We start from the raw sequence: 10,768 nt of genomic DNA, 5'->3' as shown, positions 1-10,768 counted from the left end.
CACCAAAGTCTCGGCTATCGCACGCCAGCTGAGGTTGAGTCAGAGTTTTGGGAAACCAACCCGGCCCAAGAAATAATGGAAATCAAGGCAAATGCCTAGGAACAAAACCCGGGACACTTCACCACCCGTAGGTGGCTTTAGGCACTAACCACACGTGGTTAGTAGATGGCTTCTGTATGGTCGCTGTATGGTCGCTACCATACACGAACCATAGATGGTCAGTACTTGGTCTGTATCTGGTCGCTATCTGGTTGCCACCACACACTAACCACACGTGGTCGCTATCTGGTCACTGTATGGTCTCTACCACACACTAACCACATACTAACCACACATGGTCAGTATCTGGTCGAAAAAATGAACCCCGCTACTGCATAAGCAGCAACGGGGTCTTGAGTGTTAGAAATTGCGATAGATAAATACTCCACCCTCGCGGGCGTCGGTAGCGGTGACGGCGTAATCGTAAGCTAGGTCACTCACCCAGGAGTCCCAGTCAAAGTAGGTCCGTAACGGAGAGTCGGGGTCAGTATCCTCCATCAATCCAGTGTCTTCGGCGAGATTTAGCGCGTACTCATAAAAGCTCGGCCACCATCCGCAGAACTGTTCTTCAAAAGTGGCAACATCGGGGACGTTGTCCATATCTTCAACAACAACACCATCTTCAGCCCAGCGACAAAAGGCGGGCCATAGTGTGTAGCCGATCTGCTCATATGCAGCAGTCCATGCTTCAACGTTTACCGGCTCAATTGAATAGCCTTCTGGCACACCATAGGAACGGAATATTATCGCGCCACTACACCTATCTGTCATGGGATATCCATTCCACTCATGCACGTCTTTAGCGGTCGGAACACCTTCCCATTCAGATACTTTAATAAATCGCCCTTTGTCGATACCGTCGACGGTGTAGCAGTGCTCGCACATGACAAGCGCGCCAGGCTCGCGCTCTAGAACTGTATCGGGTGCTTCTCGTTGGGTGAACATGCTCGGTCCTCCTTGTTAGTGACTGACTTGCCACCACTAACTCCGCACCGGGTCGCTACCCGGTGTGAAGACATAAAAAATACCCCTGGACTCACCGCTCTCTACTAGATGACACTTGATTTCTCTATCCAACAAATGGGGAACAGTTCATTCCCTGGTAGGGGACGGAAGTTAGTAACGGGGGCAGGATTCGAACCTACGACCTCTGGGTTAGACGCCCGAGTTCAAACAACGGGCCTGACCCCCGACGTGTCCACTGTCCAGGGGTCAGGCCCGCGCCATCCTAGGCGTTTTTCAACGCCCGATACACGGTAGGGCGAGTGACTCCGAATTCTCGGGCCAAGGCTGCTTTCGACTCCCCTGCCAGTGTGCGCCTCTTAATCTCCGCTACCTGTTGTGGGCCAAGGGCAGGTTTGCGGCCTTTGTACTTGCCGGCCTTTTTCGCCAACGCAATCCCTTCCGCCTGGCGCTCGCGGATAATGGCCCGCTCAAACTCCGCAAACGAACCCAAAATACCGAGCATAAGATCCGCGCGCGGATCCGTGGTGTCTTTCGCAAACGCGAGATTCTCATGCAGAATAGTAACAGTCACGCCCTTGCCGGTGAGTTCATCGACAATACCGCGAAGATCGGTTAGCGATCGGGCGAGGCGGTCAATTGACGAGACGACGAGTTCGTCACCGTCGCGCACATAGGCCATGCATTCGCCAAGTCCAGGGCGTGCAGTCTTGGTGCGGCCGGAAATCTTATCTTCAAAGAACCGGTCAATCCTGCCGGAAGCATTGAGTAGTTCTTTCTGGCGCTGATTATTCTGCTCCACCGTGGAAACACGGATATAGCCCACCCGCTGCCCATGCGAACCAGGGTCATTGCCCATTAGTCTTCGCCCCGCGAGGGTTTAAAGGAAACAGTCTCTTGTTCTATGACCGCATCACGATATGACTCGATTGCATCCGAGAGGGCGTAAAGCTGAACACCGTCGAGACCGTCAGCGTCAGCAAGCAAGGACTGTACAATCCTGCCCAACGCCTGCTGTCCCGACGATAATCCACCATGTAGATCTTTCACTCGCGCCAACGCGGGCACAGAGTCAATATGACTTTCAATATGGAAACCGTCAGACGACAACACCACACTCACCACTTTCTGTAAACATAAGGCCTAGACCCCACTAGACACGTGTAAAACAATGCTAGGAACGGCCCTTTTTACAGGAAACATTCTGTCGCACACCGGCGTAACAATAGGGTGTACCCCAGAGCGCGAATCAGCATGGACCTATAAAGCGACTATCCTATACCGGTCTGGCCACCGGCGGTGATCGCCCGATAGAGGTAGCATCACCTGCCGCCGACTCGGATATAGGTCTCATCGACCCGCCAGGAACTGGCCTGGCAGTCAGGTACCTGCCGGTACCACCGTGTTTGCTTGTCCAGCTCAGGGGCGTATTTCTGGACCCAGCGGTAGATCGTGGTGTGATCGACCGGCACGCCCCGCTGAAGTCATCATTTCCTCCAGATCGCGGTAGCTCACCCCGTAGCGGCAGTACCACCGCACTGCCCATAGAATGATGTCACGGGGGAAATGACGACCGGAGAAGATACCCATGGCTGTGACTATTTCACGTCACTCTTCCTACTGCCCCAACTGTGCAACAGCACCAATAAACTGGCGCCCCGGTTATAAGTTGGGGCGCCAAGTCGATGTGCTCGAGTCGGGGGATGTTAGTGGCCGGTGTCAAGCCGGCCAGACAGTCGGTTCAGCCGGTCCTGACTGGGGCCGTCGAGCCCGATAATGGACACGGTTTTGCCTCTGTCCTGGAACTTCTGCGTAATCGCGTCAAAGGTCGCGACCGTGGAGGCATCCCAGATCTCCGCCTCAGTGAGATCAATAGTGATATGACGGGCAGAATCGGTGTAATCAAAGCGATAAACCAGGTCATTGCTTGATGCCCAAAACAACTGGCCATGCACCCGGTAGGTACGAGTATCAATCTCGCCATCGCCGTCGCCGTCGATATCGGAGACCTTTTCAATGGAAACGATATGTGCCACCCGACGGGCGAACATGATCATCGCGGTGACCACACCCAGCACCACACCAATGGCCAGGTTGCTGGTGGCTAGGGTCGCAATAATCGTCACGGCCATAACAATGGTCTCAGAGACCGGCATGAGTTTAAGGGTGCGTGGATGCACCGAGTGCCAGTCGATGGTGCCGACCGAGACCATGATCATGATTGCCACCAGCGCAGCCATCGGGATCATGCCAACGATGTCGCCCAGTGCCAGGACCAGGACCAGCAGGAACACACCGGCTAACAGGGTGGATAGGCGGGTACGTGCCCCGGATTCGCGGACGTTGATCATGGTTTGACCGATCATCGCGCAGCCGCCCATGCCGCCGAAGAAACCGGAGGCAATATTAGCCACCCCCTGTCCCCAGGATTCGCGAGTTTTATCGGAATGAGTGTCGGTGATGTCATCGACGAGCTTGGCGGTCATCAACGATTCCATGAGACCGACCACGGCCATGGCCAGGGCATAAGGCGCGATGATCTGCAGGGTCTCCAACGTCCACGGCACGTTCGGAATAAACAGGGACGGTAAGGTCTCCGGCATCTTGCCCATGTCCGAGACCGTCGGGACAGTCAAACCGGCGGCAATGACCAAACCGGTGAGCACGATAATCGTGACCAGCGGGGCGGGGATCACACTGGTGAGCTTGGGGAAGAAAATCATGATCACCACACCCAAGCCGACGAGTGGGTAGACCATCCAAGGCACATCAATGAGGTGTTCGAGTTGGGCGGTGAAAATCATAATGCCCAGTGCATTGACGAAACCCAGCATCACCGATCGGGGGATAAAACGCTGAAGTTTCGCCACACCGAGGGCTCCGAGCACGATTTGTAGGACACCGCCCAACAAGACGGTGGCGATGAAATAATCCATCCCGTAACCACGCGCCACAGGAGCAATGACTAGGGCAATAGCCCCGGTGGCGCCGGTGGTCATTGCCGGGCGGCCACCGGTAAAGGCGATCGCAATGGCCATGACTACCGAGGAAAACAGACCCATGGCTGGGTCAACACCGGCAAGGATGGAAAAGGCAATGGCCTCAGGGATCAGCGCCAGGGATACCGCCAGTCCGGCCAGAATCTCTATACGGATACGGGCGGGGGAAGAAAATGCGTAACGGAAGGATGCGATGATCCCGGTAGGGGCATCAGCGCCGTCTGGACTCAGGAGGGGGCGGGGGGCCGCCGTGCTAGTTTCAGTCATAGATGTCCAATCTTTGAGGGGATAGGTAACTGGGCGAACGCCCGAAAGGAATCCAACCCTCTAGTAACTTTAGGTTTGGTGATGGTGGTCATGGTAGCGGGAGTTTTACTCAACCGCCAACCCAGGCACAGGAACCCGTGGGCAACATCACCGTGAAGGAGAACAGGCAATGCAAAACAGTAATTTCAAGATCGGCGAGGTCGTTGACCAGACTGGGTTGTCGATTCCCACCTTGCGTTATTATGACAACGTCGGCCTGATTACCCCATCGGGGCGTAGCCCTGGTGGGTTCAGGCTTTATAGTGAGGCTGATGTACGTCGTGTTTTGCTGGTGCGACGGATGAAACCGCTGGGGTTTACTCTGGATCAGATGCGAGAATTCCTGGAAGCTGCGGAGATTCTTCATAGTTCAGATGGCGGGCAGGACAGTGATCCCGCACAGCAGGCACGGAGTAATGCCAAGGCCACCCTTGCCGACATTCGTGAGGAGACGCGCACCCGCTACGAAAAGCTACGCAAGCAAATTGCCTACGCTGAGGAATTCCTCGATCTGGTCAACACCCTGGCACCCTAAAGTGCCCCCATCCTTCGCAGGGAGAAAGAGACCATCCGATTGAATGCGCTCTGTCGAGTCGCGTTCCAGATGAAGTGGACGAACGCCCGCGGCCTCTCCGGAGTGGATGGCGATAGTGCAGAGGACTTCTGAAATCCGTGCAGACGACTCCTCAAAACGACACAGTCATCCAAGGTCACATAATCGAAAATTGTCACTTAACCCGTTATTTTACCTACGCGGTGCTGTTGCAAAGTTGGGCCAGGGTCGAAAAGCCTACCCTCAAGACATTAGTTGTCCTTGCTCCGGGGTGCTTAAGCTGTCTCGAATATCCGGCTGACGATCACCGCGTCTGGGTTCGGGTGCCCGTAGGTAAACATCGTGCCCTGGCCCAACTTTGCAACAGCGCCGTCTAAAAGTATGTTCAGATCTCCTTGTTTAAGGATTGAAAACTGTAGTGTCTTGCTGTGGAGGCAGCAAGGTGGCGTATTGAGATGCCAAGTAAGTCCCGTCTTCCCACTTGGCTTTCAGCATCCTGGCGATACACATGACAGTGACATGGTGATCGCCTGCTCGGTGCAGAGATACCGCTTCTGATTGCGCACTGGCTCCGCTGACCCAAGTGTCCTCCACTAGCAGCACGTGCCGACCGGCGACTGCAGCAGGATCTATCACTGAAAAACGATCTGGGCTTATTGTGTGGGACGCGCCGGTGTTATCACCTGAAGATTCTAAAGCCGCTGGTGTGAGACGATTTCGGATATATGACCGAGAGCAGAATTGAGGGCACTAGCAAGTGCCCCACGGTCGCGTCCGGGACTGCGGTTGGTAGAGGGGACGTGAGTTATCACTTCTACCGGACTGACTGCTTGAGCAAGAGTTGGAAGATTATCTCGTAACGTGGTGTACCCTAACCGACTTAACTCAGTGTCCTAAATTGTTCATGACACGTGCAGTTTTATCAATCATGACCGCAACTTCGTGTTGCTCGTAAACATTTTGCATATTCCGGCCAAGGCTGACGTCTATCCACCCATTTGTGGCATGTTCTGACTTTGTCTCCGTTGCAGCTATGGCATCAATGATATTGCTTTGGTCTTTCCAACGGGCATCATTCAAAATGTAGACCACGGCCTTGTCCCAGGCCTGCTCAAAGCTTGGCTCCCTACCGTAGAAGAACGTTGTCTTTAAAGTCGGCGAATATACGCGAAATTCAAACATGTACCTTATTGTAAAAGTGGGGTGTACCCCAAAAGCCTCATGTCTCGATTATGCCTCACAAACCCCTACCGAGCACCACCCTGCGACAACTTAGGGCGAGACGCTTTAGTGAGACGGGGAGGAGGCCAATTGCCCCATGAAACGGTCTCACATTCCAGTTCCTGCCGGGTGTCTCATAAAACTTTAGGTTTTCAGGACGCTCCGCGACCGCTAGTGGGCCATATAAGCGAGTCGGGTGTGGTCATCGACAGCGGCATGGACGTGGTCGAACCCGATCGGGTCTTCCGGTCGCGGATCGGTCGTGGACTCGCCAACCGCCGCTGTCGGGGGTGCGGCTGAGTTTCTTCACATCGATATGGATGAGCTTGCCTGGCCACCAGCAACGCTCTCGCATGCGTGGTCAAGCGGGCGTTACCGTTGGGCATAGAGGCCCTCCTGGCAGTGAAGAACTAGACAGCTCCACTAAGCCAGGAGGCCTAGCTATTTCACAAGACCGAAAGTGCCACCAACGTCACGGTCGAGTACAACTAGTGGGTGTCACTGTGGCTTTCCGAAGTCCACCACACTGACGTTCCCGTCATTGCGGGGGCGGTACAGAGGGCTCCTGACGGATTGCCCGAAGTCCTCTGCACGAATTGACTTCCGGCCTGATGCCGCTGTACCAACCTGTCCTGATAGGCGCGCGCCTCGTTTGCCAGAAGATGGGCAAGGTTCCCTCTCCCCATTGCTTTTTGGGAGTCCTCGGCCAGCTACGGGATCGTGCCTGGCCGGTCCTCGGTCGAGTTGTTGTCCGGAGTTGGTGTGCAGCAGTCGGGTTCCCCGCTTTGCCCGGGACCCTCGCCTGTGGGCGGCGTTCCCTGTCTGATGCGCAGTCTCCTGCGCCGGTTGAGGGCGGCCAATGCCGATGCGAGCACCACGGCTGCGGCGAGGGCTGCGATCAGGGTGCTGTTGTCGCTGATCCAGGCGCTGGCGGCGGCCGACCATACGGCGAGGCTGTTGGCCTGTGCGGTTCCGCCGGTGGCGGCGGGATACCAATACCAGCTGAGGTAGGCGCCGGTTATGGTGAGGATGAAGGCGGCGATGCGGTTGCTGTGCTTGGCCAGGCCGGTGATTCTTCGCCCGAGGGCGGCCCCGGCGATGGCCGTGCCTGCCGAAACGAGTATCAGGACAGTGGCCGAGCCTGCGGCGTAGGCGGCGAAGACCGCGAGCAGCCCGGCGTAGCTGGCGACGGCCTGGGCTTGGGCGATCACGGCCAGGAGCACCCCGAGGGTGCAGCCGAGGGATGCTGCGGCGTATCCGATCCCGAAGGCCACCATGCGCCCGGTTTTGTGACCTGCCCCTGCGGCTTCTTGTGTGCGGGGTTTCGTGGCCCAGGCCGGCAGACGGAGCCGTGGTGTGAGTCCGGTGAGCATGGCCAGGCCCAGCAGGAGAAGGATCACCCCGGTGGCCATTCCCAGCCAGGGCGCTGCGCTGATCAGGGTCCTGGCGCCCGCGCTGACGATCAGCCCGAAGGCTGCCAGGGTCCCGGCGAAGCCGAGGCTGAGCGCGAGCCCGGCCCGGAGCCCGTGGGCCAGACGCAGCGCGAGCGGGCGCGTCCGGGCGTCCCCGATGGTCTGGGCTATCCAGGCGGGCAGGAGGGCGAAACCGCAGGGATTGACCGGGGCAATCATTCCAGCGGCGAAGGCCAGGGCAAGCAGGGCTGTCATTGGGCACCGGCCTTGGTGAGTTCTTCTTGGATCTTTTCCGCAGACGGGTCGGTGGCCCGGAAGGTAACGTCGCCCTTCGCGTCGACCACCACCAGGGTGCTTATGGAGGTGACCTTGTACCGGGTGGTCAGTGTGGCCTCGGTGTCGATGACGGCAGGGAGCTCAGGGGCCTTGATGTAATCGCGGAATCCGTTGATGGTCTCCTTCGGTTCTCGGGGGTCCACGTCCACCAGGAGGTAGTCGGCCGAGCTTCCCAGGGCCGTGGAGGCCTTGTTCAGGGAATCGGCCCCTTCTGCACACTCACCGCATCCGGCAGAGAAGAAGAACAGTGCTGCGGGCTTACCGTCCGGGATGGTCCGGGTAGTGCCGTCAATGTCGGAGACCGTAACGGCAACGGCACCGGCCGCGTCGGGCGACGAACCGCCTGGCGCGGCCGACGGGCCGCTCGGTGAGCTGGCGCAGGCGGTTGTCAGTGCCATGACCGCTGCCAGAAACAGGGCGCAGGCGAGGTGCCTGGGCCGGGGAACGGACAGAGAACGGCGGGATCTCGGGTATGTCATGGTGTCTGGTGGTTCCTTCCAGGAATGGGGATGGGGACTCAGGCGGTGCCGTGGTCGGTGCGGTGGTGCTCGGGGACAACAGATAGGTGAGGGCCTGGTCGGTGGCGGTCAGGGCATTCCTTTGCTTCGGTAGTGGGGGCTGGAGCTCAGGCGCAGCAGGAGAGCTCGGAGACGTCGGTGGTGAAGGCCTTGACGGCGATCCTGATTCCCTCGGCCATCGTCAGGTAGGGGCTCCAGGCGGCGGCGACCTGCGCGGTGGTCATGCCCGCTTCGAGGATGTAGACGCCGGCGGCGGCGATTTCCCCGGCGTCCTTGGCCACCGCGGAGAGGCCCAGGATCCGTCCGGTGTCGCGGTCCGCGACAACCTTGATGAAGCCGCGGGTGTCGCGGTTGACCACGGCTCGCGGCACGTACTCCAGGGGGAGGACCCGGCACTCGCAGCTGATCCCGGCGGCGACAGCTTCCTTTTCCGTCATCCCGACCGCCCCGATGGCGGGACTGGTGAAGGTGACCCGGGGCAGGTGCCGGTAGTCGACCTCGGCCAGGGCATCGGTGAACGCATTGTCCACGGCCAAGGCGCCGTGGGCCGCTGCGACGTAAACGAACTCCCGATGGCCGGTCGCGTCCCCGGCGGCCCAAACCCGCGGGTTGGACGTGGCCAGGCGGGAATCGACCACGATCTCGCCGGATGCGCCGGTCTTCACCCCGACGGCGTCAAGGTCCAGTCCCTCGGTCACCGGGCGGCGGCCCAGTGCCACGAGGATGCGGGAAGCGCGGAACACCTCCTCGCCCCCGGCCACGTTTGCCGTCACCGAGACCCCGTCCGGGCCGGAGGCCACGGAGTCGGCCATGACCCGCCGGACCACCCGGATCCCCTCGTCGGCGAACACCCCCGCCAACGCCTTGGATACCTCCGGTTCCTCCTGCGAGGCCAACCGGGAACGGACCAGCATGGTCACCCGGGAGCCCAGCCGGGAGAAAAGCTGTGCCATCTCCAGGGCAACATAGCCTCCGCCCAGGATCAGCATTGATTCGGGCACCTCGTCCAGTTCCATCGCCGTCGTCGAGGTCAGGTACCCGGCCTCGGCCAGTCCGGGAACGGGCGGCACGTAGGGTGCGGAGCCAGTGGCCACGAGGTAGTGCCCGGCCTCGATCGTTCTCACTGCACCATCCGGGGAGATCACCCGGAGCAGCGGTGCGTCCTGGGTTCCGGTGAACGACGCGTCCCCCGAGATCATCGTCCACCCGTAGTCCGCGGCCAGATCGACGTACTTCTCCGTGCGCATGCTTTCAACCAGCGCGGCCTTGCCCTGAATCAGGGCCGGCATGTCCACCGGGCCCGCCGAGGCCGCCACCCCAGGGAAGCGGGCCGAATCCAACGCCACGTGGCGGGCCTCCGCGGCAGCCAGGAGCGCTTTCGACGGGACGCAGCCCGTGTTCACGCATGTCCCGCCCACGGTGCCGCGCTCCACCATCACGACGCGCTTGCCCAGTCCGGTGGCCCGGATCGCGGCCGCAAACGCTCCGCCGCCGGAACCAATAATCGCCAGATCGAACTTTTCGTTTGTCATTCCAGATGTCTCTTCCCTGTGGTTCAAAAGTTCCTATGGAACCATTGTGAACCTTCCAGTACAATGGAAGGTCAAGTGTGGTGGCCATTGGAAGGGGAATCGGCGAACATGAGGATCGGACAGCTTGCGGAAGCAACCGGAACCACGACCAAGACCCTGCGGTTCTACGAGGAGTCGGGGCTGCTCCCTCCGGCCGAGCGATTGGCCTCCGGCTATCGGGACTACGCCGAGGATGCCGTGGGTCGGGTCGGGTTCATCCACCGGGGCCAGGCCGCCGGGCTGACCCTCGCCCAGATCCGCCAGATCCTCGACATCCGCGACGGCGGCCAGGCGCCCTGCGAGCACGTGCGCGACCTGCTTGACGTGCGCCTCGCTGAGATCGAGCAGCAGATCGCGCAGCTCTCCGTGCTGCGCGACACTATCGCGGACCTCAGACAGGACGCCGCACACCCGGACCCTGAAACGTGCAGCACCGATCAAGTGTGTAGGTACTTGTAATCCAATTGGGCACACCTCCTTAGCAACCACGCTATGCGAGAGTTGCAGCTCGACGAGAGCCAGGATGACAGGATTAACCGCCAGGAGCTATCTATAAATAGGGACTATTTCTTACCTGGAAGTAACATTCTGGCGGTTGAGGATAATACCTTTGGTGCATTTTGAGCCAAAAGCTTCTTGGCCTCTGGACTGACAGTTGCCACCACAGCACTCGCAACCAAAACTGAGCCTATAAGGTGCTGTTGCAAAGTTGGGGCAGTAGAAAGACCGGCGTGAAATAATCAGAGCCATGGGCATCTTCTCCGGTCGTCATTTCCCCGTGAAATCATCCTGTGGGCGGTGCGGTGGTACTGCCGCTACGGGCTCAGCTACCGCGATCTGGAAGAAATGA

General features: G+C 59.0%; 9 protein-coding genes and 4 pseudogenes. 3 read left to right on the top strand and 10 right to left on the bottom strand.

The genetic code is table 11. From position 1 onward, the window contains the following. Positions 1-399: 399 nt before the first annotated feature. The 4 genes and pseudogenes from MHK05_RS11580 to MHK05_RS11565 form a co-directional block, all read right to left on the bottom strand. Positions 400-984, bottom strand: coding sequence for an antirestriction protein ArdA (locus MHK05_RS11580; RefSeq protein WP_239206869.1), 585 nt, complete (start codon positions 982-984; stop codon positions 400-402). 283 nt (positions 985-1,267) lie between these two features. After that, a complete protein-coding gene (locus MHK05_RS11575; protein WP_239206868.1) occupies positions 1,268-1,861 on the bottom strand; it encodes a recombinase family protein in 594 nt (197 codons plus the stop codon). A 466-nt stretch (positions 1,862-2,327) separates the two neighbouring features. Beyond that, positions 2,328-2,592: pseudogene (locus MHK05_RS11570) on the bottom strand (transposase domain-containing protein); the annotation flags it as partial. A gap of 116 nt (positions 2,593-2,708) precedes the next feature. Further along, positions 2,709-4,268, bottom strand: coding sequence for a SulP family inorganic anion transporter (locus tag MHK05_RS11565; protein WP_070528177.1), 1,560 nt, complete (start codon positions 4,266-4,268; stop codon positions 2,709-2,711). A gap of 169 nt (positions 4,269-4,437) precedes the next feature. On the opposite strand from MHK05_RS11565, the gene MHK05_RS11560 reads away from it, so the two are divergent. After that, a complete protein-coding gene (locus MHK05_RS11560; protein WP_005531126.1) occupies positions 4,438-4,842 on the top strand; it encodes a MerR family transcriptional regulator in 405 nt (134 codons plus the stop codon). 293 nt (positions 4,843-5,135) lie between these two features. Here the strand turns inward: MHK05_RS11560 and MHK05_RS11555 are convergent. The 6 genes and pseudogenes from MHK05_RS11555 to merA form a co-directional block, all read right to left on the bottom strand. Next, positions 5,136-5,213 (bottom strand): annotated as a pseudogene (locus MHK05_RS11555) (IS6 family transposase); the annotation flags it as partial. Positions 5,214-5,745: 532 nt separating this feature from the next. Further along, a complete protein-coding gene (locus MHK05_RS11550; protein WP_005531125.1) occupies positions 5,746-6,042 on the bottom strand; it encodes a hypothetical protein in 297 nt (98 codons plus the stop codon). Positions 6,043-6,264: 222 nt separating this feature from the next. Further along, positions 6,265-6,415: pseudogene (locus MHK05_RS11545) on the bottom strand (IS481 family transposase); the annotation flags it as partial. Between the two features lie 376 nt (positions 6,416-6,791). After that, on the bottom strand, positions 6,792-7,748 hold the full coding sequence (locus MHK05_RS11540) for a cytochrome c biogenesis CcdA family protein (protein ID WP_039676326.1): 957 nt from the start codon (positions 7,746-7,748) through the stop codon (positions 6,792-6,794). Further along, the gene (locus tag MHK05_RS11535; RefSeq protein WP_167371326.1) at positions 7,745-8,308 is read right to left on the bottom strand and encodes a TlpA family protein disulfide reductase; all 564 of its coding nucleotides are present in this window, start codon (positions 8,306-8,308) and stop codon (positions 7,745-7,747) included. Before MHK05_RS11535 ends, MHK05_RS11540 begins: the two co-directional genes overlap by 4 nt. Before the next feature lie 146 nt (positions 8,309-8,454). After that, positions 8,455-9,879, bottom strand: coding sequence for a mercury(II) reductase (merA, locus tag MHK05_RS11530; protein ID WP_239206867.1), 1,425 nt, complete (start codon positions 9,877-9,879; stop codon positions 8,455-8,457). Between the two features lie 108 nt (positions 9,880-9,987). Between merA and MHK05_RS11525 the strand changes: the two genes are divergently transcribed. Then, a complete protein-coding gene (locus MHK05_RS11525; RefSeq protein ID WP_004601215.1) occupies positions 9,988-10,377 on the top strand; it encodes a heavy metal-responsive transcriptional regulator in 390 nt (129 codons plus the stop codon). Between the two features lie 289 nt (positions 10,378-10,666). Beyond that, positions 10,667-10,768: pseudogene (locus MHK05_RS11520) on the top strand (IS6 family transposase); the annotation flags it as partial.

This window comes from Corynebacterium nasorum (assembly GCF_022347325.1).
GTDB lineage: Bacteria > Actinomycetota > Actinomycetes > Mycobacteriales > Mycobacteriaceae > Corynebacterium > Corynebacterium kefirresidentii.
Note: the sequence above shows the minus strand (reverse complement) of the source record. Positions and strands in the feature narration are given on the sequence as shown.